Annotated in this window: 22 protein-coding genes; 1 reads left to right on the forward strand and 21 read right to left on the reverse strand. The window is 48.4% G+C overall.

The genetic code is table 11. The features are described from left to right. Positions 1-3: 3 nt before the first annotated feature. The 13 genes from ABVN21_RS15770 to ABVN21_RS15830 all read right to left on the reverse strand — a co-directional run bounded on the left by ABVN21_RS15770 (position 4) and on the right by ABVN21_RS15830 (position 14,922). A complete protein-coding gene (locus ABVN21_RS15770) occupies positions 4-747 on the reverse strand; it encodes a glycosyltransferase family 2 protein (RefSeq protein WP_339552723.1) in 744 nt (247 codons plus the stop codon). After that, entirely contained in the window at positions 747-1,682 is a 936-nt protein-coding gene (locus ABVN21_RS15775; protein WP_339552722.1) for a GDP-L-fucose synthase, read from the reverse strand. Before ABVN21_RS15775 ends, ABVN21_RS15770 begins: the two co-directional genes overlap by 1 nt. A gap of 7 nt (positions 1,683-1,689) precedes the next feature. Beyond that, on the reverse strand, positions 1,690-2,775 hold the full coding sequence (gmd, locus tag ABVN21_RS15780) for a GDP-mannose 4,6-dehydratase (protein ID WP_339552721.1): 1,086 nt from the start codon (positions 2,773-2,775) through the stop codon (positions 1,690-1,692). A 285-nt stretch (positions 2,776-3,060) separates the two neighbouring features. Beyond that, entirely contained in the window at positions 3,061-5,535 is a 2,475-nt protein-coding gene (locus ABVN21_RS15785) for a hypothetical protein (RefSeq protein ID WP_339552720.1), read from the reverse strand. After that, positions 5,532-5,945: a GtrA family protein gene (locus ABVN21_RS15790; protein ID WP_339552719.1), complete on the reverse strand. Its 414-nt coding sequence runs from the start codon at positions 5,943-5,945 to the stop codon at positions 5,532-5,534. Before ABVN21_RS15790 ends, ABVN21_RS15785 begins: the two co-directional genes overlap by 4 nt. Then, positions 5,942-6,670, reverse strand: coding sequence for a class I SAM-dependent methyltransferase (locus ABVN21_RS15795; RefSeq protein ID WP_339552718.1), 729 nt, complete (start codon positions 6,668-6,670; stop codon positions 5,942-5,944). The genes ABVN21_RS15790 and ABVN21_RS15795 overlap by 4 nt, the downstream gene beginning before the upstream one ends. After that, positions 6,667-7,644: a glycosyltransferase family 2 protein gene (locus tag ABVN21_RS15800; protein ID WP_339552717.1), complete on the reverse strand. Its 978-nt coding sequence runs from the start codon at positions 7,642-7,644 to the stop codon at positions 6,667-6,669. The genes ABVN21_RS15795 and ABVN21_RS15800 overlap by 4 nt, the downstream gene beginning before the upstream one ends. Positions 7,645-7,678: 34 nt before the next feature. Further along, positions 7,679-8,605, reverse strand: coding sequence for a UDP-glucose 4-epimerase GalE (galE, locus tag ABVN21_RS15805; RefSeq protein ID WP_353637248.1), 927 nt, complete (start codon positions 8,603-8,605; stop codon positions 7,679-7,681). 118 nt (positions 8,606-8,723) lie between these two features. Beyond that, positions 8,724-9,731: an FkbM family methyltransferase gene (locus tag ABVN21_RS15810; protein WP_339552715.1), complete on the reverse strand. Its 1,008-nt coding sequence runs from the start codon at positions 9,729-9,731 to the stop codon at positions 8,724-8,726. Continuing rightward, positions 9,724-11,067, reverse strand: coding sequence for an ABC transporter ATP-binding protein (locus tag ABVN21_RS15815; protein ID WP_339552714.1), 1,344 nt, complete (start codon positions 11,065-11,067; stop codon positions 9,724-9,726). Before ABVN21_RS15815 ends, ABVN21_RS15810 begins: the two co-directional genes overlap by 8 nt. Continuing rightward, positions 11,057-11,893 carry an ABC transporter permease gene (locus ABVN21_RS15820; RefSeq protein WP_339552713.1) on the reverse strand — a complete coding sequence of 279 codons (837 nt, stop codon included), beginning with the start codon at positions 11,891-11,893 and terminating at the stop codon, positions 11,057-11,059. The genes ABVN21_RS15815 and ABVN21_RS15820 overlap by 11 nt, the downstream gene beginning before the upstream one ends. After that, positions 11,890-13,842, reverse strand: a complete 1,953-nt coding sequence (locus tag ABVN21_RS15825; RefSeq protein ID WP_339552712.1) for a glycosyltransferase family 1 protein — start codon at positions 13,840-13,842, stop codon at positions 11,890-11,892. Before ABVN21_RS15825 ends, ABVN21_RS15820 begins: the two co-directional genes overlap by 4 nt. Before the next feature lie 78 nt (positions 13,843-13,920). After that, the gene (locus ABVN21_RS15830; protein ID WP_339552711.1) at positions 13,921-14,922 is read right to left on the reverse strand and encodes a GDP-L-fucose synthase; all 1,002 of its coding nucleotides are present in this window, start codon (positions 14,920-14,922) and stop codon (positions 13,921-13,923) included. A gap of 643 nt (positions 14,923-15,565) precedes the next feature. On the opposite strand from ABVN21_RS15830, the gene ABVN21_RS15835 reads away from it, so the two are divergent. Next, positions 15,566-16,540 carry an SDR family oxidoreductase gene (locus ABVN21_RS15835; protein ID WP_339552710.1) on the forward strand — a complete coding sequence of 325 codons (975 nt, stop codon included), beginning with the start codon at positions 15,566-15,568 and terminating at the stop codon, positions 16,538-16,540. 116 nt (positions 16,541-16,656) lie between these two features. Here the strand turns inward: ABVN21_RS15835 and ABVN21_RS15840 are convergent, their stop codons facing one another. The 8 genes from ABVN21_RS15840 to rpsA form a co-directional block, all read right to left on the reverse strand. After that, the gene (locus tag ABVN21_RS15840; RefSeq protein ID WP_353637208.1) at positions 16,657-18,099 is read right to left on the reverse strand and encodes a mannose-1-phosphate guanylyltransferase/mannose-6-phosphate isomerase; all 1,443 of its coding nucleotides are present in this window, start codon (positions 18,097-18,099) and stop codon (positions 16,657-16,659) included. A gap of 433 nt (positions 18,100-18,532) precedes the next feature. Next, complete coding sequence (rfbA, locus tag ABVN21_RS15845; protein ID WP_339552708.1) at positions 18,533-19,423, reverse strand: glucose-1-phosphate thymidylyltransferase RfbA; 891 nt, start codon at positions 19,421-19,423, stop codon at positions 18,533-18,535. After that, positions 19,420-20,313: a dTDP-4-dehydrorhamnose reductase gene (rfbD, locus tag ABVN21_RS15850; RefSeq protein ID WP_339552707.1), complete on the reverse strand. Its 894-nt coding sequence runs from the start codon at positions 20,311-20,313 to the stop codon at positions 19,420-19,422. The genes rfbA and rfbD overlap by 4 nt, the downstream gene beginning before the upstream one ends. Then, entirely contained in the window at positions 20,310-21,386 is a 1,077-nt protein-coding gene (gene rfbB, locus ABVN21_RS15855; protein ID WP_339552706.1) for a dTDP-glucose 4,6-dehydratase, read from the reverse strand. The genes rfbD and rfbB overlap by 4 nt, the downstream gene beginning before the upstream one ends. 209 nt (positions 21,387-21,595) lie before the next feature. Then, complete coding sequence (locus ABVN21_RS15860) at positions 21,596-21,835, reverse strand: lipopolysaccharide assembly protein LapA domain-containing protein (protein ID WP_339552705.1); 240 nt, start codon at positions 21,833-21,835, stop codon at positions 21,596-21,598. Between the two features lie 27 nt (positions 21,836-21,862). Further along, positions 21,863-22,159: an integration host factor subunit beta gene (ihfB, locus tag ABVN21_RS15865; protein ID WP_003369729.1), complete on the reverse strand. Its 297-nt coding sequence runs from the start codon at positions 22,157-22,159 to the stop codon at positions 21,863-21,865. Positions 22,160-22,311: 152 nt separating this feature from the next. Continuing rightward, positions 22,312-22,590 carry a hypothetical protein gene (locus ABVN21_RS15870; RefSeq protein ID WP_339552704.1) on the reverse strand — a complete coding sequence of 93 codons (279 nt, stop codon included), beginning with the start codon at positions 22,588-22,590 and terminating at the stop codon, positions 22,312-22,314. A gap of 217 nt (positions 22,591-22,807) precedes the next feature. After that, positions 22,808-24,499: a 30S ribosomal protein S1 gene (gene rpsA / locus ABVN21_RS15875; protein ID WP_034151020.1), complete on the reverse strand. Its 1,692-nt coding sequence runs from the start codon at positions 24,497-24,499 to the stop codon at positions 22,808-22,810. Positions 24,500-24,571: the final 72 nt, after the last annotated feature.

The following is a 24,571-nucleotide window of genomic DNA, read 5'->3' on the forward strand; positions in this document are numbered from 1 at the left end:
TATTTATGGAAAGATTGATTTAAACCATACGGAGTATGGTTGAAATAACCACCACTTGAGGGGTACTTTTCCATGATACTTACGAACCACCTTCATTGCTTCACTGTAGTGGCGTCGACGCAATGTCTTGGTTTTTGTGGCTTCATGTTCGCGATTGACCGCGACAAACTGATCAACAAATTGCAGCGGAGCAACATTTTTGTATAACCGCCACCACAAGTCATAATCCATGGCCATATGTAAACTGCCATCTACGCCATTGATACACTCCCAAGCAGAGCGTCTAATTAACGTAGCCGGTTGAGAAATGATACAGCGCAAGGCGAGTCGCTTTTCGCTGAATGGCTCTACCCAGATAGGTGCCTTTTTTCCATTCTTTTCGATGATATTCCAGGCCCGACCATAAACAGCGGGAGCATCTGGCGCATTCTCCAGGGCACGAACCAAATTTTTCAGACCGTCAGGAAGAAACCAGTCATCACTGTTCAACCAGCACACATAAGGGGCTGAGCCTTTGGCTATGCCTTCGTTAATGGCAGCTGCCTGACCAGAATCAGGGCCACTTCTCCAACCACTGAGGCGACTTTCCCACTTTTTTATAACATCAACAGATTCGTCAGTTGATCCCCCGTCAAGTACAAACACTTCAACAGGTAGATCTTGTTCAAAAATTGACGTTAGCGCTGCGTCGAGAAACCTGCCTTGATTATACGACGGGACAGCAATAGTTATGAGAGGGGTAGACATTAACGTCGCCCTCCATTAGCAAGAAAATCGCTATAGGTAAGAGTGATACCTTCCAGCAGTGGTGTTTTCGCGCTCCACCCCAGAGATTTCAGCTTATCGATATTTAGCACTTTACGTGGTGTTCCATCCGGCTGCTGAATGTCATTAACGATAACACCCTCAAAACCAACGACATCGATCACCGTTTGTGCCAACTCCTGAATCTGGATATCACTTCCGACGCCAACGTTGTATAGGTTTTCGTCAGGGCGCGCTTCCATGAGGTGAACACAAGCATCTGCCATGTCATCGACGTACAAAAACTCACGCCTCGGTTTACCCGAGCCCCAAACAACAAATTCCTTGTCGCCGTTTATCTTCGCCTCGTGGGCCTTGCGTATCAACGCAGGAAGAACATGGCAACTTTCGAGATTATAATTGTCATTGGGCCCATACAAATTTGTCGGCATGACCGAGGTATAGCGGGTACCGTATTGACGGTTGTAACTCTCGCACAGCTTCACCCCCAAGATCTTCGCCAAGGCGTAGGGTTCATTGGTTTGCTCTAGTGACCCAGTCAGCAAATATTCTTCTCGAATGGGTTGCGGGCAATCGCGCGGATAAATACAACTGGAACCCAGGAACAACAATTCCTGCACCCCCGCCTGCCAAGCGGCGTGAATGACATTGGCTTCGATCATCAGGTTTTGATAGATAAAATCTGCTCGAAACTTGTTATTCGCTTTAATGCCTCCAACTTTTCCCGCTGCCAGGAAAATAAAATCCGGCTTTTCAGTGCACAAATAATGAGTCACATCAGCTTGGCAAGTAAGATCTAACTCATCGTGAGTTTGATAGATCAAGTTGGTGTATCCAGCGGCGATAAGCCGCCGCTGAATAGCCGAGCCGGCCATACCTGAATGGCCGGCAATATAAATTTTGGCGCTTTTATCCACCTAAATATTACTCGTGATAATCGTAAACAGAATAGCCATGAGTCTTTACGAGTTCATCGCGCTGAGCGGACTTAAGGTCCTCACTCATCATTTCTGATACCAATTCTTCAAAGGTAATTTTAGGAGTCCAACCTAGTTTTTGTTTCGCTTTGGTCGGGTCACCCAACAGTGTTTCTACTTCGGTAGGTCGGAAGTAACGCTCATCCACCGCGACAACGCACTTGCCATTGGCGTCGTAGCCTTTTTCGTCAACACCAGTACCTTTCCAAGTGATCTCGATTTCCGCGTGGGCAGCTGCAGCATTTACAAAATCACGAACGCTGTATTGTTTCCCTGTCGCGATAACGAAATCTTCAGGATTTTCTTGCTGCAGCATCAGCCACTGCATTTCCACATAATCTTTCGCGTGACCCCAGTCACGAAGAGCATCGAGATTACCCAGATATAAGCAGTCTTGAAGACCCAACTTGATTCGTGCCAATGCACGTGTAATTTTACGAGTAACAAAGGTCTCACCGCGAACGGGGCTCTCATGGTTGAAGAGAATCCCGTTGCATGCATATATGCCGTACGCTTCGCGATAGTTCACGGTGATCCAGTAAGCGTAGAGTTTGGCTACTGCATACGGAGACCGCGGATAAAAAGGTGTGGTCTCTTTCTGAGGGGTTTCTTGAACCAAACCATAAAGCTCAGAAGTTGAGGCTTGATAGAACCGAGTTTTCTTTTCCAAACCAAGGATGCGGATCGCTTCGAGAATCCGCAACGCGCCGAGCGCATCGGAGTTAGCCGTGTATTCAGGCTCTTCGAAGGACACCGCTACGTGGGATTGTGCTGCCAAATTGTAGATTTCGTCAGGCTGGACTTGTTTGATCACCCGGATGAGACCGGTGGAATCGGTCATGTCGCCATAGTGGAGGACGAGACGACGGTCGGACTCGTGAGGATCCTGATACAGGTGGTCAATTCGATCGGTGTTGAAAGAGGAGGCGCGACGCTTGATGCCATGGACCTCATACCCTTTGTCCAGAAGCAGCTCGGCCAAATAGGATCCGTCTTGACCTGTTACTCCAGTAATAAGCGCAACTTTTTTCATATGCTTCTCTTTCAGTTGTATGTCACCGAGTCGATTGGGTGACCGTGGTAAATATGCACCTGTGAATGATGCCATTATCTGGTGGATGCGGAAAGCACGAAATGCCCCAGTTCCAGCAGTTCCCAGTGGGGCATGCCTACAAAAAAATCTCGTGAAGGCCGCCGTTTTGACAGCCTATTATGGACCGACGAAATCTGACTCTCAGCCACCCAGCTTATTTCGCGAGCGCGTCTTAAAATCAGACCAAAGGCAACAAAAATTGTCGCCTAATACGTCAGGTTCCGATTAATTTTTCACGACGCAGCTGATTTCTGCGAACCAAGCACTACCGTCCTGCACCAAAGCAAATCGAAGATGCTGGTCATTGGTAAGGGGTTTATCACCAGGCATGTGAATCGATTGGAAAGGAACTTTAACTGTCTTGCTTTCACCTGGATTCATATCACCGTTAAGTGACACACGGTAGCCGTTGTCCCATACGACTAATGCGCCATCAGCGGATTCTGTGTGATAACCAATTTTGATAGGGTACGATCCTGAGCCTAGAGTCCAGCGGAAAAAGCTCCTATTGGTAAGCGTTAAGCTTAACGTTTTTGCCGTATTAGTATCAACTTCGGGGTTAAGCTCACATTCCAAGCTACCCTTCATATCAGAATACGGGGCAACTGGCGTATCACCAGTTCCTTTAAATAGAGTGACACTATCTACAAATAACTCGAGATGTTCATTCCGAGTTATTGTTATCGGAAGCTCACCTTCATACCCATCAATGAAAGCCTTTACCTTATCTGCATCAAGCAAAGTTGGAAAGGAAGTCCGGCCCACCACATCTTTCGAGGTAACGTATAACGACTCTATATTTGTAAATTGCTTGTCGTAGGTAATCCGATATCCGGGATCTTGTAATGCAACAACCGAAAATCCGCTCGGCTTATCCTCGGTTACCGTATACCCTAAATCATGAAGCTGATTGTATATTCTAGAATATTCATCATCTTTGACTACGGTCCTATCAATCACAACCGATTTAAAACCAACGGCTTGAACTTCTGTTAACAACTGGGTAAAAGGTAACTTTGAAATTCGGTTATTCCAGTTATCCGCAGGACTATTTTTTGCTCCACCATTACTCCAACGAATAGAATTAGAGTGCAGATAGGTTCTGACATGAGCAAAGGAACCCCAACCATAGTATTTATTTTCGCGGAGGTATTGCGAGTAAGGGTACTGGTAAACCATTGCACCTGATGGTAAAGCTGACTCTAAATTGTGAACGAAATTTCTTTCCGCTAGAAATTTGGCGGCTGCCGGTTCCTTACCTTTAAACGAATCTGTTGGAGTTTGATCATATAAAGCTAGGCACGTAATCAATACAACAACAACTTTTATAATCATTTTTTTCGTCCTACCACTAGCATCCATTGCGATCGTAGCGACGAATCCGGCCCCCAAATAAAGCACAAACAGGAGAAAAATCGGAAAGCGATCATAAGCCCTTATCGTAGGGAACACCAAGGCAATCAGAGTTCCGACACCGCCGAAGATAGAACATATAAAAATGAATGATGAAATGGATAGAATGCTATCACTCAGAGCTTGACGATCCCTAGAGAATGTTGACAAGCGGGAATCAATAACCTTCTTGAAAGACGGTATGGCGACAATGATCAAGCTGAACGCAAGCAAGAGACTTCCCAGAGAACCGAGCGGCACCACTGCCTGATAGCTTTTAAAAGCCCTCGCCTCGTCGCTGGATTTAATCATTGTCTGACCAGCATCGTTCATAGCCTGAATACGATGCTGTCCGATAGGCGCAATCATCATTTTTAAGCTAGTCGAATAGACCTCCGCTTCGAAGGGCTGCTTAATTAGAGATGAGTCAATGACTCCATTCGGATAAAACTCATCATAGTGGCTCTTCTTGTAGTTCGTCAGTGGCAACTGGAGCATTAGCGATGTTAACAAAAGAGCCAAAATTAACGTGAGTCCAGGAATCAATTTTATAGGGTGGCGCCATCCCCCCAAAAGAGTTCGACTCCCAACAGCGAACCCTAGCAGCAGTAAAGTAAAGAAAGCATAGTACCCATCAGAAAGCGCGGTAAGGACCACAAACAGAATACATAATAAAAAAAACCTGTCTCGAAACAACGAAAAAATTTTACTTTTCGCACTCAACCTTTCAGATTGAAAACTAGATTCAAAACGCCCCGTAAAAATGAATACTATCGAAACAATAGATAACGGAATCACAAAGTAATCAGTTATAAACACCCAAAACATGTAATTAATACGGAAAGATGTAAACGCAAATAGAACCCCCATACAGAACGACGACAACCTATTTATCCCTAGCAGCCGTCCCGCGACGTATGAGCAAACGCTAATTAATGCAAAGTTTAAAAAATAATAGGTTTGCTGGAGTCTTACAGCATCATCAATCATTGGCGAAAGAGCGAGCATTAATATTGAGTGCAAAGCGCTAGTTTGAGCCGCCGCATTATGGTGCCAGCTAGCAATATCGGGCGCCCCCAAATATGGGTTATATAGAACCCAACCTGTGTCCTTCAATACTTTCGTAAGGACGAGCTGCCAAATCTCATCATGATCACCATATATAAGCGGAACAGACATATCCCAATGATTTAGACCCAAAAGATAGTATGCCAAAAGCAACGGAATACCGACAATAAAAACCGCCCGCAAGGATCTACCGATAAAAGCACTAGACATTTCAAGCCTGCTGTTTTTTAAATTCATCATAGGTGCGATGCACCATTCCCTGTTTTCGCTGGCGAATGAAATACAAAAAACCTGCATCCAAAAAACATGGAAATAGTGTAGAAAAAGATACCCGCCAACTGCGCAACGTATGGATTAGCGCCGACAACATCGATAACACACAAAACAATAGCCAGGTTTATTGCATAAGCAACAGCCGCCACAACTACAAACTTCGCAATGGAGTAAGGTGTAGATCTATCACTACGAAAAGTCCACATCCTATTCAAAAGATAACTAACTATCAGACCAAGAATATAACCAAAGGAGTTTGCTGCTATTGGACTTGCATCAAAAAAATACATCAATGCATAGATTGCGAACAATCCGATAGCAGTATTTACCAAGCCTACAGCACCGAACTTGATCGCTTGGACTATAAGTTTATTCATTGTTGTTTAAGCGCCGACATTCTGTACTGTGCGCCTAAAGCTAACCAACCTAGATATTTCTCTGCAGGCCTTAGCACACGAAACATCGACGGAAAAAACATTCGGTAGGTAACTTTTGCGTCGTTCCAACCCGCCAACTCTGCACGCTTACCCATTGTTCGGCCAATAATAAGCTTGGCATTAACATCAAGCGGGCAAGTATTGACTGCTCTAACAGTTAGTGGGTTAAACGGATTGTGCTCGTAAATTACCAGCAAGCCTCCAGGTCGGGTAACCCGATGTAACTCCTGTAGCCAATGCTGGTGATCCTCATGAGGTATATGGTGAAAAACGCATGCTGAGAACACGATATCTTGGCTACCAGAATCAAGTGGTATCCTATCGCCGATCAGTGCGTATTGTTCATTACCTGGAAATCGCGTTTTGGCAATCTCAATACTGCGACCAGATACATCACCACAATTAAGTACTGCATCCGGAAAATATTTTCGAAAGTAAGGCAATGAATTGCCAATCCCGCTTCCAAAGTCAAGAATAGAGTTCGCAGGTAGTTTTCTAAGTTTGATAAGCGCTGCTAAGTCGGAAATTTTATACTCTGAGAAAAACTCAGGCCCTTCACCGGTGATAGCAATATTTTCTTTATGCTGATCATGATATTCATCAGCCAACGAATCAAACTCCGCACGCATGCGCTGATCATTGGTAGGGGGGATTTTGTCGTTCATTTTGACTCCACCTCATCAGGACGGGCTTTCACGGAATTTTTTGGAGATGAAACCACTTCCTGAATTATAAATAATGGTCGACCTTTCGCTTCAACATATAACCGACCAAGGTATTCCCCCATGACACCCGCAACAAATAATTGAATACTGCCCAAAGCGAGCATTATTACAGCCAAGGATGTCCAGCCATCGACGCTATTCCCAGTGAAATAGTGAATTAGGACATACACCAATAACAGCAATGTGGCCGCACCAAAGCAAATGCCGAAATAAGAAGCCAACCTTAACGGTCGTACTGAAAAGCCAGTAATTGCATCGATCGCAAATCGAATCATCTTGGACAGTGGGTATTTTGTCTCGCCAGCAAATCTAGCGGAGCGCTCATAAGGCAGCGCTTCTTGATCCAAGCCAATCCAGCTTACCATCCCGCGAATGAAGCGATGATGCTCCGGCATGCTATTCAACAGATCAACAGCCCTGCGGCTCATCAGGCGGAAGTCGCCGGTATCCGCAGGTATGTCGATATCTACCATTCGGTCCAGAATGCGATAGAAATAGTGGGCAGAGGCTTTTTTGAACAATGTCTCGCCTTCGCGCTTGATACGTTGACCGTACACAACGTCACGGCCAGCATCCATGCGCTCCATCATTTTAGCCAACAACTCAGGTGGATCCTGTAGGTCGGCATCAAGGATGAAAACACGCTCGCCTCGACACATCTGCAAGCCCGCAGACAACGCAAGTTGATGTCCGTGGTTGCGGGAAAGATTGATCGCCACTACGTGGCTGTCGGCTTCCGACAACTCTCGCATGAGCCTCCAGGTTGCATCCTTGGACCCATCATTTATCAGGACGAGTTCGTAATCTTCGCCAAGCTGTTCTCGACAGACCGCAGTTACCCGCCGGTGCAGCTCTAGGACACCCTCCTCTTCGTTATAACAAGGAACGACAACTGATAATTTTGGCCCCAACATTGATCCATCCTTTGTATATAAATGCAATTTTTCTTCAGCGGGACGAGTGCCACGCAAGGGCGTGAGCAATAATATCGTCAAGTGCCGGAAAGCGTGGAGTCCAGTTCAAAACGGATTTTGCATTCTCAGCATCTGCCACCAACACCGCTGGATCTCCTTCCCGGCGAGCGACAAATTCGTAGGGAACCGCTTTGCCCGCTAGGCGGCCTACGCTTTCGAGCACTTCTCTTACGCTGTAGCCTTCCCCGTTTCCAAGATTAAGCTTCAGAGATGGGCCTTGCTTACGTAAATGAGCCAATGCTGAAAGGTGCGCCGCCGCAATGTCACAGACATGAACGTAGTCGCGGATGCATGTCCCGTCAGCAGTAGGGTAATCATTGCCGTAAACTTTCAGCGATGGTCCACGCCCCAATGCAGCATTGATCGCCAGCGGGATGAGGTGAGTCTCTGGCTCATGGCACTCACCAATTGACCCGTCGGGTTGCGCCCCGGCAGCGTTAAAGTACCTGAGGCAAACATGCCGGATACCGTAGGCTGCCTCATAGTCAGGTAAAACCTGTTCAACCAGAAACTTGGATCTCCCGTAAGGATTGATCGGCATTGTCGGATGAGACTCGTTAATACGAGTTACTACAGGATTTCCAAATATGGCTGCGGTAGAAGAAAAGATGAAGTTCTTGACTCCGTGTCGGGCCATGCAGCCAAGCAGTGACAACGTACTACTTACGTTATTGTCAAAATACTTGGCCGGTAGCTGTATCGACTCCCCGACCTGTATGAAAGACGCAAAGTGCATAACAGCGTCTACTGAGTATTTCTCGAAAATTTGCTCAAGCAGATTTTGATCGCCGGCATCCCCGATAATCAGCGGCACTTCTGGATGGACAGAATCCGCCGATCCGGAGCTCATATCATCCAATATGACCGTAGGCAATCCGGCGTCGACCAGCATCCGAACCATATGGGAGCCTATGTAGCCCGCCCCTCCAATTACCAGGACGCATTTGTCGGCGCTCACACCATAACTCCTGAGTTACAGGAAGCGCGACGTTGTAGAACGCCTTTATAGTGACAGGTCGTCATACGGCCACCCAACTCTCATCTGGAACAACCCAGAAATCTTCGCTTATAGAAGAAAAGACGGGATGCGACTCATACGCTTCGGAGGCAGAAAGCGTTTCAAGCCTGCCTTCGGCTACATCAGCCCTCACAAAGAATGCATTGTAACTACATGTGCCCACCGTACACAGTCGATACCCTTTCAAGTCAAACAGTTTAATCCATGCATTCAGACTGGTTGCACCTGATTGCTGCCAGCGCTTGCTGAATTCATTACGATCTGGTTGTACGACGCTGTATCGATCACGAAAACGCTTCTCGAATTCAACTACCACTACTCGTGGCCGAATTGCGGTCACTTTTTCCATTACCGCATAGTCGCCACCGTCGATATCCAGGATAAGCAAATCCGGTTCGAGTTGAGGATTCGCAGCGATCAGGACTTCGTTGATATTCTCTGGAGACACCATCTGTTGGACAATATTGGGTGAGTAGTAAGTGTTGACTCCCTCTCTCTCCCAATGATAGTGCTGAGTGGCATGCGCGCGCGCAAAGAAATACCTCATTCGGCTGCATTCGATTTCTTCGAGTTCGATAACTGAAGCATGCCAGCCGTGATTTATAATCAAATTGGTCGTCAGGTTTTCAGGAATACCAATATCTGAATGGTTGCAATTACTCCCAATTTCAATGGCATAACAATTGGTAGTGCCTATTTGAGCAAACAGACGAAGAAGGATTCCATCTTCATCATTTTGGGAGAAAGCTCGAAAACCATATTTCACCAAGTCGCGATGAGCCAAAACCGTGGGTGGCGAAGCCTCCCATGAGGCAATAAGTTGCTTCTGGACCGCGGCATCATTGGCGATGGTATTTCGACGAAGCAAAGGATTAACTTTTACTAAATCATCAGCAGAAAGTGTCTTTTGATGTATTAAATTTTCCAGTTTCTGTTGACGCTCGCCAAGATTTCTCAGTGCGTCAAGGGCAGCATCCAGCTTCTGGAACAGGGTCAAATTCTTACGCATGGCTCTTATCTTCCAATATCGCTACTGAGGCTATCGGGTGCATGTTGAATATGCCGCCAAAGGCTGCAGCAGTTTGTGACTCCATAACGTTTATTTGTTCAACGTCATGCATCAATAGACTATATTCTTCGAATTCACTTTTTGCGTAACCCCGATTGGCCACACCTACAGAAAACGAGTATTGACCAGCTTTAAGATTGAAAGTTATATGAAAACGAACGACGACCTGTTTACCGCAGGCGATCGGAGACTCATCCATTCGTAGCCCATACGTCGTAGTTTCAAAAATTGAGCGACCCACTTTATCCCGAATGATCAGCCCAAATGCGGGGCGATCGAAATCCTTTTTCAAAGCAACAACGTATTGAACGACTAATTCATCCTCACTTTCAATGACAGTGGTTGATTGATTTTTTGAAGTGAGCAATTTGAAGTCAAGAAGAACCGCATCACCGTTACTGCTAATCGTCGTTGCCTTTTGCCAGAGCTGTTCTGGGTTCATTTCTCCGACTATAGATGCGTCACTTGTATTGGATTGATCAATGATGACTTCGCTGGTACCCATATCGGATTTTTTAGAAATCAACCCTTGATACAAATCGATAACATCTCGTGGCTTACCGAAACTCAATGAACGGCCATGACTAATGAGCAGCGCTTTGTCACATATCTGCTTAACCGTATTGGCGTCGTGAGATACAAACAAAAGGGTGCCACCCCGTGCCTTGAATTGTTCAAGTCGATGAAAACACTTTTGCTGGAAGTAAGAATCCCCTACAGCCAGCGCCTCATCGATAATTAATATATCAGGCTCGAAGGATGTGTTGACGGCGAAAGCCACTCTCATCTGCATGCCGCTGGAGTAGGTAGATAGTGGCTGATCAAAATGCTCACCTATATCGGCAAACGCTTGGATATCAGCCAGTCGCAGTTCGACCTGTTTGCGATCAAACCCCAGTAGAGCCCCAAGCATATAAATATTTTCACGACCGCTAAACTCAGGATTGAACCCTGAGCCAAGTTCCAGCAAGGCAGCAACTCTGCCTTGAACTGTCACCGTACCCTCGGTAGGTGACAAAGTTCCGGTTATGATCTGCAACAACGTGCTTTTGCCACTACCATTAAGTCCGACTATCCCGCAGGATTCACCTTTTCGGACCAGTAATGACACATCTTTTAGCGCCCAAAACTCTTTAAAATATTGGCGCGGCTGACGCTTGAGCATTCGTTGAAGCCGAGGATAAACAAACTGCTTAAGCTGATCTCGGGGATGCTCAAATATTTCGAACTGTTTTGAAACGTTTTCCACCCGAATGGCTAACTCGTCAAAGGACATTCGCAAATCCTTTTCTAGTCTTTTGGAACCAGGCGTATCCGATCCAGGCAATTAATAATGCAATTAATGTATATAGAATCAAGCCCGGAAAATAAGGCGGCTGGCCAAATATCAAGACGTTCCTCGTTTGCTCAATAATAAATGTCAACGGATTAAGCATAAGCCAGGGGCGGATGTTCTCGGGGAGTGCAGATATGGGATAAAAAACAGGCGATGCGAAAAGCAACACTGTCATCAGCAAGCCAATAGGGTGAGCAACGTCTCGCAAAAATACCCCAAGTGAGGCGAGGATCCAGGCAATCCCAAGGGAAAGCAGAATCATCGGCGCCAATATCAAGGGCAACATTATCGTAGTCCACGGTATATAACCGTTGATCACCCCTTGGGCACACGTAAGCACTGCAATACTGACAACTGCATGAAACAACGATGTGCCCATGGCTACGACGGGAAGTACCTCCAGAGGAAAGACTATTTTTTTCACATAACTTACGTTGCTCAATATTAATGTCGGTGCGCGTAACAGTGTTTCCGAAAATAAACTATGAACAATCATTCCGGCGAATAGCAACACTGCAAATTGACTTTTACTCTCTGGCTGCTCCATACCGGTGCCCCAGCGCGCTTTAAACACTACAGAAAAAACCAGTGTGTAAATGAGCAGCAGCAGTATGGGGTTCGCAAATGACCACAGAATTCCAAGAAACGAGCCCTTGTATCGACCTATCACATCTCGACGGGTCATTTGATTGATTAAGCCTTTGTGCCGCCACAAACTGCGAACAAGGGAAACCGGCGATGCGGGTAACGGAGCATGCGGATTCATCGAGCCAGCTTCCGTTTTAGCACCGCTAGCCTTGTCATTACACCGTGTACCCGGACGGCATGAATCTGAGCCCTGATCCACGCGGGATTCAGGAGCAGACGTCCAAGGCTTGTGTTCTGCAATGTCGCCACTGCTGATCCTGGATTAGGCAACTGGAAAGCGGCCCGTGCTGAAATTCCCAACGCAGATGGACTGAAATCCCGAATGACTTCATTTTCCAAAACCTCATCCCAACCTTTCTCTGGAAAAACTTCCTGAGTATTTATAGTAATGGTCGCAGGGAGTAGATGATTTATCTTATTTTCACCAATAAGAGCCGCCAACGGTCGACCGTCCAGATAAGGGAGGGCTATATTAATATCTGCGGGAATGGAAGCTTTTCGGAACATAAAGCGGCCGTAGCCCGGAGGGGCATTAGTATCAACATGGCCAAAGTCTAATATCTCATGGACAGTATGAATCGGGGCATCTCGATTCAACAAGACAGCAGCAGACGCTGTGCAGTTAATTGAAGGGTTTTGTTGAAGCGGACCGACTAGTACTTTCAAATGATTTGAGAACAACTGCTCATTTGAGGCGACAAAAGTTATGGCATCGAAATCTTCCGCTTCCTCAATTAGCTCGGCAAGGATCTCACCCAGCCTTCTCTTCGCGTTGATCTCCGGGTGAATCCCCGTCTTATAGAACTCTACTTCGGCGATCTCAATATGGGTGGAGCATTTAGCAAGAGCCGTTGCAATCTCATCCCGACATTGGCTAGCGATTTTATCATCGATAACGATGATCGCTTGAAAGTTACTATACTCTTGTACACAAACACTTTGGATGTAACTATCCAACACTTCAGCGGAATATTTCGGCATCAAAAGATACAAACCGACCTTCAATGCGGTCTGGCTGGTTGGCAGATGATGATTGTCCAGTTCTGCCTTGCGCTCTGCAAATCCCTGATATAGATCCGTCAGATTTTTTATAAGCGTGAATCGATCTTTGAAGATAGCCTGAGCTTTCTCTATTTTAGCTAATGCCTGCTCAGGGTTCGACTTTATCCAATCCAGATGTTTGAGGATGTCGGCGTAGATCTGCTCCATTGATGAGCGACCGTCAATGTAAAGCACCGAATCGCCTAAAAATTTTCTGGCGAACGGGTTTTCATCGCAAATTGCCAAGGTCCCCGCCGCGATAGTCTCGAAGAGTCGATTCGACATCATTTCCGAGTCTTTATGAGCCTGAGACGATAGGACTAGGGCAGCGCCGGCTTTCGATATTTCATCAATCATGGAAATCCCATCAAACGGAATTTCGCGAACGTAGCTTTGATAGTCCGCCCAAACTTTCACGCCCTGGAATATAGTAGGCCCATAAATCCGTAGCAACCCCGTATTATCTAGACGCTTCAACACTTCTTGTTGACGCGATTTGCGACTACTAACGATGGCTTCCCAATTAATTCCCGCATAAAAAAGCTTACCGTCACCCAACGACGGCGGGTGTATCGGTGCAGGAGTTGAGTGATACAACTTGAACTTGGCTGGAAGATGAGTGGTACTGGATCGAATCATGCGCGCGACATGATCGTCCGCGGCATTCGAACTACAACTGATAAAATCGTCGTGCGTAGTGAGGTTTCTCGAGCAGCGCTGATATCCCCACTCATGATAAAACTTTAGGGGATTCCAAAGAGCAACAAAGGAGAATGCGTCATACCGTTTGGGAGTGTCATAGTGAAGGTGGATGACAAAGTCAACATTCTGCTTTGACACTTTAATATCTGGTGTAGAAATGAAGCTTCCATCAGCATAGATTTCGACACACTCTACACCGATGGCTTGCGCCGCAAGTTTCAGGCGAGCAATGCACTCGTCTTCAGCTGTTTTTATTTCTGGCCACAACTTGACTACGGCGAAGCGTCCCAGCGTGCCTTGGGGCAGAATAAAATCTACACTCATCTATGAAATTCCGGTGAATTCAAATAATAACATTCCATCTCGCGCATCCGCAGAGTGGGCGAAACAGCGGTTTCGATGTCAGAGGTCTATTCGCGCGCCAGGGGCAGGCGCAGCCAAAAGATTCAGGAAATCCTCATAAGCACTCTTCAGGCCTGTTTTCTCGTCGATTTTTGGAGCCCAACCCAATGCTTGAATTCGGGAACTGTCGAGAAGCTTTCGCATCGTACCGTTTGGCTTGCTGGCGTCGTACACGATTTTCCCCTTGAAGCCGACGACGTCTGCAATCAGAGTAGCGAGTTCGGATATAGCAAGGTCGTGATTGCAGCCGATATTATAAATGTCATGATCGGTTGAGGTTTCCATTACACACTTCATCGCATCAGCGAGATCATCTACATGAAGTAATTCACGACGAGGTGTACCGTCACCCCATACTACAAACTCAGATTTCTCAGCAAGCTTGGCTTCATGAGTTCGTCTCAGAATGCCAGCTACAACATGACTGTGAATGGAGTGATAATTGTCACCCGGGCCGTATAGATTAGGCGGTATTATCGAAACGAAATCGCACCCATATTGCTTTCGATAGGCCCTGCACATTTCAATGCCCGCAATCTTACTTACCGCATAAGCGCGGATACTGTCATCCAGAGGACCAGTCAACAACGAATCTTCTGTAATTGGTTGCACAGCATTTTTTGGGTAAGTGCAATTCGTTGCTACAAAAACCAGTTTCTTTACGCCAACTAAGTGAGCACCTTCAATGACGTTTGTCTGGATAAGAATATTGTCACGAATAAAGTCTGCGGGTAATGTTGAGTTCGCGTGAATTCCGCCGACTTTTGCACCGACGTGAAAAATATAATCAGGACGATTGCGTTCCATCCACGCCAATGTGGCCGCTTGATTGGTCAGATCCAGATCCGAACGCGAGGTTAACAGGAGCTGAGCTTTTTCCTCCGCGAACCGACGGACGACCGCTGACCCAAGCATGCCCTTATGACCTGTGATCCATATTTTTTTGCCGGCGAAAATCGATTCGGAGCCCTTGGCAGATGCGGTGGTATTAGTCTCAGACATTTCATCATCCTAAAAAAACTTAAAAACTTGCGATCTGTTGCTGCCGGCCCATGTTTCGCGTGCTTCCGTTGATCATTTTGCCGCGAAACATCAATCAAGCGCGAGCGCGAAGCCTAGTGTAGCCTGTGTTCGCACTGTGCTGGCAAGACAAAGCACCATGATTCCGCCCAAGCGGTCCGTGACGTTTCAATTGACGGTACGTTTGAGCCTGCCATTCCAAAACGCCAGGTCGCAACTCTCCAAAACTGGCTTCGCAATGCCATCATTTCGCCTTGATCTGCAGGAACCGGATCATTCCTTCTGATGACTGCCAGGAAGCTGAATCGCTTCTGCTCGGAATTTTATCTCATTGAAAATTATCAGCTTTCAATTTAATTTAAAAGCGCACCCACGCCCTATCCCATGAGTTGGCTCAATGCCTGGAGCTGTGAAAGCAAGCTCAGGTCCAGAGACAGTTATGTGCCGAGGGAGTTTTACGGATACTTTGAACTAGCATCCATGCATTTTAAAACACTCCAAGGATCTGGCCGATTATTTCGCCCACAGTTCCTTTCGACGTGGCATGGTTTGAATTCGCCCCCCCCCTGCTCCTGTCTCTCGCTGTTTCTAGCTAAAATACATTTTTTACCAAGTGAGCATCACGATGAGCGTTACGTCCATTCTGGTTACCGGCGCTTCTGGATTTATCGGGACGTCATTAGTCAGGCATTTATCGCAATCTCAACACTATGCTCTTACTGCCGCGGCGAGGAGTCGTATCCCCTTGCCCTCTGGTGTTCGCCTTGCTCCTATCGAAGGTATTGATGGCACCACTGATTGGACCTGCGCGCTCGCACAGGCTCAGGTCGTCGTGCACCTTGCAGCACGTGTACATGTAATGGCCGAAGAGTCTGATGATCCACTTCGCGAGTACCGATTAGTTAATGTAGAAGGCACCTTGAACCTTGCTCGACAAGCGAGTAGATCAGGAGTAAAGCGATTCATTTTTATTAGTTCAATCAAAGTCAACGGCGAAAAGACGTTGCCAGGTCAAATCTTTAGGGCGAATGACACTCCTGCCCCGCTCGATCCATATGGAGTATCCAAGCTTGAGGCTGAGCAAGGTCTTCTGGAACTTGCAAAAAACAGCACTATGGAAATTGTCATTATCCGACCTGTGCTCATCTATGGTCCTGGGGTCAAGGCGAATTTTTTAAACATGATGCGCTGGATTCGAGCCGGATACCCTTTACCGCTAGGGGCAGTCAAAAACAAGCGTAGCTTAGTGGCGATGGACAATCTGGTTGACTTTATCGAGACTTGCATTACTCATCCGAACGCAGCCAACCAAACATTCCTTGTCAGTGACGGAGAAGATCTCTCCATTGCGGAGTTACTTGAAAAATTAGGGAACTCTCTGGATCGCCCCGCGAGATTGATACCAATACCTCTCTGGGTGTTATGGAGTGGCGCGGTAATATTTCGAAAGAAAAATATCGCACAACGACTATTCGAATCGTTACGGGTAGATATCGACAAGAACAATCGTGTACTAGGATGGCAGCCACCCGTGAACGTGACTACAGCCCTGGAAGCGACTGCAAAAAACTTTCTCCGCGACAATCGCAATAGGGATTGACCCCGGATAGGTGGAGGTCAGTTCGGAGAATGCCCCTGTTCCATCGGGGCGACAATAGAACAGACCAAAAAATACCGGGTCGGTTAAATCCGCCCCGGTCTTCCGATTCAAAGATATTATTTATCTACGCGACCGTAGTTGTCTTCAAAACGCACGATGTCATCTTCGCCCAAATAGTCACCGCTCTGCACTTCGATCAATACCAGGTCAATGACCCCAGGGTTCATCAAGCGGTGCTGGTGGCCAGCACGGATGAATGTAGACTCGTTGGTGTTCAACATCAGTTCTTTATGGTCGTTAACGACCACTGCCATGCCGCTAACCACGATCCAGTGCTCGCTTCTGTGATGATGCATCTGCAGAGATAGAGAAGCCTTGGGTTTCACCACAATCCGCTTGATCTTGAAGCGCTCGCCATTTTCCAACGTTGTGTAGGTACCCCAAGGTCGATGGACCGTACGGTGGAGCAAATGAACTGTATGACTACAGGCCTTTAGCTGATTGACGATATGTTTTACGTCTTGGGCATGATCCTTGTGAGCAATCATCACCGCGTCCGGGGTGTCAATCACTAACAAATCCTCGACTCCCACCAGGGCAGTGAGTCGGCCTTCACTGTTTACATAGTTGTTGCGGGATGCGTGGGACAGCACTTCACCTTCAAAGCGGTTGCCATTTTCATCCGGCTCGGTCAATTCACTCACCGCGTTCCAGGAACCAATGTCGCTCCAGCCAATGTCACAAGGAACAGTGGCAACTTTTGAGGAGCGCTCCATCAAAGCGTAATCGATGGAAATGTCCGGAACTTCAGCAAAGGCATCAGCATTAAGCGTCAAGCAGCGGTACTTGGCGGATGAAGTAAGTCGAGAGCATTCAATTGTTTTACTGACAGCTTCCACAACATCCGGAGCATGCAGACGAAGCTCGTCCAGGACGGTACCTACCCGGAAGCAGAACATTCCGGAGTTCCAATAATAGTTACCTGCGCTGACGTAATCCTGTGCGGTCTCAAGATTAGGCTTCTCGACAAAGCGCGTGACCTTTAGGCCACCCTTCAGCGGAGCACTTTTTTGTGCCTCGATGTAACCAAAACCTGTTTCAGGGTATGTTGGCTGAATCCCGAAAGTCACCAGCCAACCTTCAGCGGCAAGTGTCATGGCGTTCGCCACAGCTGTGGCGAACGCCGTCTCGTCCTTGATCAGGTGATCAGCGGCCAGCACCAACATCTGGGCGTCAGGACCGTGTGTGGTTTCCAGCTGAAGAGCAGCAGCGGCAACCGCTGCTGCTGTATTACGCCCGAAAGGTTCCAGGATGAAGCCTTGAGCGTGCTTGGCTTTGTTGACTGCGCCATATTCATCTTCGGTCTTGAACAGGAGTTCCCGGTTGGTCACCGTAAGAACTTCCACGACACCTTCCAAACGCGAGGCACGAAGAAAAGTTTTCTGGATTAGATTCTGGCCACCTGGCAGATCCATGAACGGCTTTGGGTGGGCTTCTCGAGAGACCGGCCACAACCGGCTGCCCACTCCGCCGGACAAAATTACGGGAATCAGTTCCATGCTCTAAATCCTTAGTCCCCCTCCTGGCTGACACGTCCAGTGAGCGGGGCTCAGTTATATTCCGGTTATTCCTGCATCGTTATGATGCGTTTTTGTTGTCTGAACCACTTGCAAGAGCAACATCTCGACTGCAACCCAAACTTCTCGGCTCCATGCCGAAGCGCGCAACTAATGACTTGGATGCCATTTATCTGATTTACCCGGATACATCTTTATTTGGGAGTTGACATCGACAAGTGGTGGTCCTCCTTAGAATGCATTTCTACCTGGATGATTCAAGGCATGCAACGCTGAAAGGATCAGATAATTCTAGCGAATATTCTACCTACAGATAGTACCGGGAATTATTACCTCATGCGAAAAGCCGGTGATAAAAAACCGCTCGAAAACAAACAAGTGTTTTAATCGGGAGCTAATTAACATCGATCGAATTTCATCGACCTGTCGTAACCAGAAGTTTTTCCAGATACCGACCATAGCCCGTTTTTCCAAGCCGCAAAGCTTGAGCCGACAGCTCTGCTGCCGAAATCCAACCGCTGTTGTAGGCAATCTCTTCCAGGCACGCGACTTTCAAGCCCTGGCGTTTCTCGATGGTATGCACGAAGTGGCTTGCCTCCAGAAGCGAGTCATGCGTGCCGGTGTCCAGCCAAGCGAAGCCTCGACCAAGAATTTCAACGTTCAGCGCATTTTGCTCAAGATAAGCGCGGTTGACGTCGGTGATTTCCAGTTCTCCGCGCTCTGAAGGCCGGATGCTTTTAGCAATTTCAACGACCTGATTGTCGTAAAAATACAGACCTGTAACCACATAATTCGACTTAGGTTTCTGCGGCTTTTCTTCAATGCTCAGCGCACGACCGTTAGCATCGAACTCCACGACACCGAAACGCTCTGGATCAGAGACGTGATACCCGAATACTGTCGCCCCCTGCTCTTGAACGCTGGCGGAGCGCAGGTTTTCAGAAAAGCTTTGGCCATAAAAAATGTTGTCGCCCAAGATCAAACAGCAAGGATCATTGCCGATGAACTCTTCGCCGATTATGAAGGCTTGCGCCAGACCATCCGGGCTGGGCTGCACGGCGTAAGTCAGCTTGATACCGTACAGACTGCCGTCACCCAGCAGTTTGCGAAAGCATGGTAGATCTTCAGGCGTGGAAATAATCAGGATTTCACGCATTCCGGCAAGCATCAGCACCGACAACGGGTAAAAGATCATCGGTTTGTCGTATATCGGTAGCATCTGCTTGGAAACGCCAAGGGTCAACGGATGCAATCGGGTGCCTGAACCGCCGGCGAGGATGATGCCTTTACGATTTTTTATGGTCATTTATTCAGGACTTCCCTAAGCATTCGAGTCACTCCACTTTGCCAATTCGGCAAGTGTAGATAAAAATTTTCACATAGCTTGCGAGTGTTCAAACGAGAGTTCAAAGGGCGGCACGCAGGAGTAGGATACGCAGACGTTTCGATCGGGTTGATCGCGGTTACGGCAAGGGATTCACCATGGGTCCGGGCGAATTCGATCACATGGGTAGCGTACCCGTGCCAAGACACCTCGCCACTGGCAGCCAGGTGATAAATACCCGCCAACTCGGGACGCCTCATGACTTGCGAAATAACCAGTGCTGTCACATCAGCGATCAAATCGGCGCCGGTCGGAGCGCCGACCTGATCCGCGATTACACTGAGCGTTTCTCGCTCCTTGGCTAGACGCAGCATAGTCTTGGCGAAATTGTTACCGCGCGCGGCGTAAACCCAGCTCGTGCGGAAGATAAGATACTGGCAACCCGAGGCGACAATGGCCTGCTCTCCGGCTAGCTTACTCACCCCGTAGTGATTCACCGGGGCGACTGCGTCTGTCTCTTGCCATGGCGATGAACCTTGGCCGCTGAAAACATAGTCGGTCGAATAGTAAATCAACCAAGCGCCGAGAGATGCAGCCTCCTCCGCCAGGACCTGGGTTGCCTGACCGTTTACCCGATCGGCCAGTTCAGTCTCGGACTCTGCCTTATCGACGGAGGTATAGGCCGCAGCATTGACGATTACATCAGGTGCGACTTGACGAATTGTCGCGCGCATCGCTTCTAAATCAGTCAGATCACCGCACAAGCCATTAGCTGAATTCCGATCCAGGGCGATCAACTCACCAAGTGGAGCCAGAGAGCGTTGAAGCTCCCACCCCACCTGCCCATTTTTTCCTAGCAGGAGGATTTTCATGCCTTGCCCGAACGACCAGCGTAGTTCTGGTCGATCCATTGCTGGTAGCTGCCGCTCTTCACGTGAGCCACCCACTCAGTGTTGCTGAGGTACCACTCGACAGTCTTGCGGATGCCGGACTCAAAGGATTCAGCCGGTGTCCAGCCAAGCTCTTGCTGGATCTTGCTGGCGTCAATCGCGTAACGCTGATCATGACCCGGTCGATCTTGAACATATTTAATCAGGCTGGCGTGCGGGCGGTGAGGCGAGTCGGGGCGTAACTCATCAAGTAGCGCACACAGGGTATGCACCACTTCAATATTTTGCTTTTCGTTATGACCACCGATGTTGTATGTCTCGCCGATTACACCCTCCGTCACGACCTTATATAACGCACGAGCGTGATCCTCGACATACAGCCAATCACGAACCTGATTACCTTTGCCATACACCGGTAGTGACTTGCCTTCCAATGCATTGAGAATGATCAGCGGGATCAACTTTTCAGGGAAATGGCATGGCCCGTAATTGTTCGAGCAATTGGTAACCAGGGTCGGCAACCCGTAAGTACGAGTCCAGGCACGAACCAGGTGATCGGAGCTTGCCTTGCTTGCAGAGTACGGTGAGCTCGGCTGATACGGAGTTGTTTCGGTGAAGAGATCTTCCGGCCCCTCGAGATCTCCGTAAACCTCGTCAGTCGAAATATGATGGAAGCGGAAGTTGGCTCTGCGCGCATCATCCATTGCAGCCCAATAGTGGCGCGCAGCCTCCAGCAAGGTATAGGTACCGATGATGTTGGTCTGGATGAATTCAGATGGCCCGGAGATCGAACGATCAACGTGAGACTCTGCGGCCAGATGCATGATTGCGTCCGGTTGATGGTCACGCAAAACACGGTCGATCTGGTTACGGTCGCAGATATCAACACGCTCGAATTTATAGCGCGGACTCTGACTAACTTCGGCCAGTGACTCGAGATTTCCCGCGTAGGTAAGCTTATCGACGTTAACGACGGAGTCATCAGTGCTGGAGATGATATGTCGAATGACCGCCGAGCCAATAAATCCCGCACCACCGGTTACTAGAATTTTCACGCGAATTCATACCCTTGAGGTGCTGACAGGGCCGCCAACCGAGCACTGCCTAATCCATGAATACAAAAATCTTTCAGAGCTATTCCGAATCGATACGGGTATTTGCCACTATCGAACGATGGCCGCAGTTTACAGCTTAATGAACGTTTTACTAATGGATGCAGACAGCTGACGGCGCAAATTCGATACTTGCCCCTTAACCGTCACCACTAGATAAGACGTCTGCGTGAAGCCCTGGACGAGCGCCCCAGAAACCATCCAAGTATCGGTCCGATTACCATACCAATCAACAGCGCGAGGACCATCACCAGGGAGACTGGCAATTGCGGCCCGGCCCAACCGAAAAACAACAGAGATACCGATTGCTGGTTTTCTAGAACAAACGCAAGAACCGCTAGCACCAGGACGAGTATGAACACCCCAAGAAGCACTCGCTTGAGATTACGCATGAGCTACTCCGTGATGATCGGCAATAGTCAAAGCCCTTCCTCCTCGTCCTCGTTCACGCGATCACGCAGTTCTTTTCCCGGCTTGAAGTGCGGAACGAATTTACCGTCGAGGCTGACAGACTGACCGGTTTTTGGATTGCGGCCGACGCGCGGTGCGCGATAGTGCAGGGAGAAGCTGCCAAAACCACGGATCTCGATACGATCACCGGTGGCCAGACATTGGGACATTTGCTCGAGCATGGTCTTGATGGCCAGCTCCACATCTTTTGATGAGAGCAGCCCTTGATGGGTGACAATTCGTTCGATCAACTCCGACTTCGTCATATTTTTCCCTTCTTTTTCAAGCAGCTAGATCAGCGCTTCAAAGGTTTTAGCACGCCCGGAAGATTTTGAACAGTCTGAGTTTTGACATCCTTCTCGCCACTACGAAAAGCCCTGCTAAAGGGCGTGGAGACAAATCCACCGCCATTCACATCTCACTTACAAATAACCAGCATCGTGCGCGTCAGATAGCCTGCCGGGTTGAACCCAAAGGGAAATTCATCCTCTTCTTTGGCATCATCAGACCTTGCTAAGACCTTGTAGCCTGAAGCCTTGCATTCCTTGGCCGCTCGTTTCTGGCACTTCTCCCAGCCAGAGCCAATCCCTGAACAGTCGATTTCAATACCACTGACACCTCGCACCGCATGGGTCTTGGCACTAGTGGCACAACCCGCCAATGTCAGTATTGCTAATACGACAATAAGCTTGTTCATTCACCTCCCTATGCCGGGCACCCTGCCCGTCGATCATTCACTTCAGACTAAGATTAGCTACAAATAAACGATTGATCCTATTAAAGAAAGAGACCGCCTTGAGAAGGATTTGGTTTCACCGACGAGCAGTGACATCAGCACTGCTCTTCTCACCCACTAAATCCCAGGCACAAAAAAGGGCGACCGAAGTCGCCCTTTTTCTATGGTCGGACAGAACTTAGTTCTGTTTTTCCATTTGTGCACGCAGCAGGTCGCCCAGAGTGGTAGGACCAGCAGCGATGTCAGCAGCAGGCTTGTCTTTCAAGCTCTGGATTGCTTCTTTCTCTTCAGCATCGTCTTTCGACTTGATGGAGAGCTGGATTACACGGCTCTTGCGGTCAACGCTGATGATCTTGGCTTCTACTTCCTGGCCTTCTTTCAGAACGTTGCGCGCGTCTTCAACGCGGTCACGGCTGATTTCGGAGGCTTTCAGAGTCGCTTCGATATCGTCGGCCAGAGTGATGATGGCGCCTTTAGCGTCAACTTCTTTCACGATGCCCTTAACGATTGCGCCTTTGTCGTTCTCTTGAACGTACTCGGAGAACGGATCGCTTTCCAGTTGCTTGATGCCCAGGGAGATGCGCTCACGCTCTGGGTCAACCGACAGGATAACGGTGTCCAGCTCGTCGCCCTTCTTGAAGCGGCGTACGGCTTCTTCGCCCACTTCGTTCCAGGAGATGTCGGACAGGTGAACCAGACCGTCGATGCCGCCGTCCAGACCAATGAAGATACCGAAATCGGTGATCGACTTGATGGTGCCGGAGATTTTATCGCCCTTGTTGAACTGGCCAGAGAAATCTTCCCATGGGTTAGATTTGCACTGCTTGATGCCGAGGGAGATACGACGACGCTCTTCGTCGATGTCCAGAACCATAACTTCCACTTCGTCGCCGACTTGTACGACTTTCGAAGGGTGGATGTTCTTGTTGGTCCAGTCCATTTCGGAAACGTGTACCAGGCCTTCAACGCCTTCTTCCAGCTCAGCGAAGCAGCCGTAGTCGGTCAGGTTGGTTACACGAGCGGTAACGCGAGTGCTTTCTGGGTAGCGGGCTTTGATAGCAACCCATGGATCTTCGCCCAGTTGCTTCAGGCCCAGGGAAACACGATTGCGCTCGCGATCGTACTTCAGAACCTTGACATCGATCTCGTCGCCAACGTTGACGATTTCGGAAGGATGCTTGATACGCTTCCAAGCCATGTCGGTAATGTGCAGCAGGCCATCGACGCCACCCAGATCGACGAATGCGCCGTAATCGGTGAGGTTCTTGACGATACCTTTGACTTGCTGGCCTTCCTGCAGGGATTCCAACAGAGCTTCGCGCTCGGCGGAGTTCTCGGCTTCCAGGACGCTGCGGCGGGAAACGACAACGTTGTTGCGCTTCTGGTCCAGCTTGATGACCTTGAATTCCAGCTCTTTGCCTTCCAGGTGCGTGGTGTCGCGCACTGGACGGACGTCAACCAGAGAACCTGGCAGGAACGCACGGATGCCGTTAACGTCGACAGTGAAGCCGCCTTTAACCTTACCGTTGATAACGCCCTTGACCACTTCTTCGGCTGCGAAGGCTGCTTCCAGAACAATCCAGCATTCAGCGCGCTTGGCTTTTTCACGGGACAGCTTGGTTTCACCAAAGCCGTCTTCAACCGAGTCCAGAGCAACGTGAACTTCGTCACCGACATTGATAGTCAGATCGCCAGCGTCGTTGTAGAACTGCTCAAGCGGGATGAGTGCTTCAGACTTCAGGCCAGCGTGAACGGTTACCCAGCGAGCTTGGTAATCGATATCAACGATAACACCGGTGATGATGGAGCCTGCCTGAAGGTTCAGGGTTTTTAGGCTTTCTTCAAAGAGTTCCGCAAAGCTTTCGCTCATTTTAATTCCTGTTGATGAGGGCGAAGAATACGCCCATCTCCACACCCCAGACGGTGTGGGTTAGTTTCATTT

The sequence above is a fragment of the Pseudomonas sp. MYb327 genome, assembly GCF_040438925.1.
Lineage (GTDB): Bacteria > Pseudomonadota > Gammaproteobacteria > Pseudomonadales > Pseudomonadaceae > Aquipseudomonas.

Bases quoted from the DNA above. Each gene is read 5' to 3' on its own strand.
- ABVN21_RS15770 (WP_339552723.1), bottom strand. From the start codon at position 747: ATGTCTACCCCTCTCATAACTATTGCTGTCCCGTCGTATAATCAAGGC.
- gmd (WP_339552721.1), bottom strand. From the start codon at position 2,775: ATGAAAAAAGTTGCGCTTATTACTGGAGTAACAGGTCAAGACGGATCC.
- ABVN21_RS15785 (WP_339552720.1), bottom strand. From the start codon at position 5,535: ATGATGAATTTAAAAAACAGCAGGCTTGAAATGTCTAGTGCTTTTATC.
- ABVN21_RS15790 (WP_339552719.1), bottom strand. From the start codon at position 5,945: ATGAATAAACTTATAGTCCAAGCGATCAAGTTCGGTGCTGTAGGCTTG.
- ABVN21_RS15795 (WP_339552718.1), bottom strand. From the start codon at position 6,670: ATGAACGACAAAATCCCCCCTACCAATGATCAGCGCATGCGTGCGGAG.
- ABVN21_RS15800 (WP_339552717.1), bottom strand. From the start codon at position 7,644: ATGTTGGGGCCAAAATTATCAGTTGTCGTTCCTTGTTATAACGAAGAG.
- galE (WP_353637248.1), bottom strand. From the start codon at position 8,605: ATGGTTCGGATGCTGGTCGACGCCGGATTGCCTACGGTCATATTGGAT.
- ABVN21_RS15810 (WP_339552715.1), bottom strand. From the start codon at position 9,731: ATGCGTAAGAATTTGACCCTGTTCCAGAAGCTGGATGCTGCCCTTGAC.
- ABVN21_RS15815 (WP_339552714.1), bottom strand. From the start codon at position 11,067: ATGTCCTTTGACGAGTTAGCCATTCGGGTGGAAAACGTTTCAAAACAG.
- ABVN21_RS15820 (WP_339552713.1), bottom strand. From the start codon at position 11,893: ATGAATCCGCATGCTCCGTTACCCGCATCGCCGGTTTCCCTTGTTCGC.
- ABVN21_RS15825 (WP_339552712.1), bottom strand. From the start codon at position 13,842: ATGAGTGTAGATTTTATTCTGCCCCAAGGCACGCTGGGACGCTTCGCC.
- ABVN21_RS15830 (WP_339552711.1), bottom strand. From the start codon at position 14,922: ATGTCTGAGACTAATACCACCGCATCTGCCAAGGGCTCCGAATCGATT.
- ABVN21_RS15835 (WP_339552710.1), top strand. From the start codon at position 15,566: ATGAGCGTTACGTCCATTCTGGTTACCGGCGCTTCTGGATTTATCGGG.
- ABVN21_RS15840 (WP_353637208.1), bottom strand. From the start codon at position 18,099: ATGGAACTGATTCCCGTAATTTTGTCCGGCGGAGTGGGCAGCCGGTTG.
- rfbA (WP_339552708.1), bottom strand. From the start codon at position 19,423: ATGACCATAAAAAATCGTAAAGGCATCATCCTCGCCGGCGGTTCAGGC.
- rfbD (WP_339552707.1), bottom strand. From the start codon at position 20,313: ATGAAAATCCTCCTGCTAGGAAAAAATGGGCAGGTGGGGTGGGAGCTT.
- ABVN21_RS15860 (WP_339552705.1), bottom strand. From the start codon at position 21,835: ATGCGTAATCTCAAGCGAGTGCTTCTTGGGGTGTTCATACTCGTCCTG.
- ihfB (WP_003369729.1), bottom strand. From the start codon at position 22,159: ATGACGAAGTCGGAGTTGATCGAACGAATTGTCACCCATCAAGGGCTG.
- ABVN21_RS15870 (WP_339552704.1), bottom strand. From the start codon at position 22,590: ATGAACAAGCTTATTGTCGTATTAGCAATACTGACATTGGCGGGTTGT.
- rpsA (WP_034151020.1), bottom strand. From the start codon at position 24,499: ATGAGCGAAAGCTTTGCGGAACTCTTTGAAGAAAGCCTAAAAACCCTG.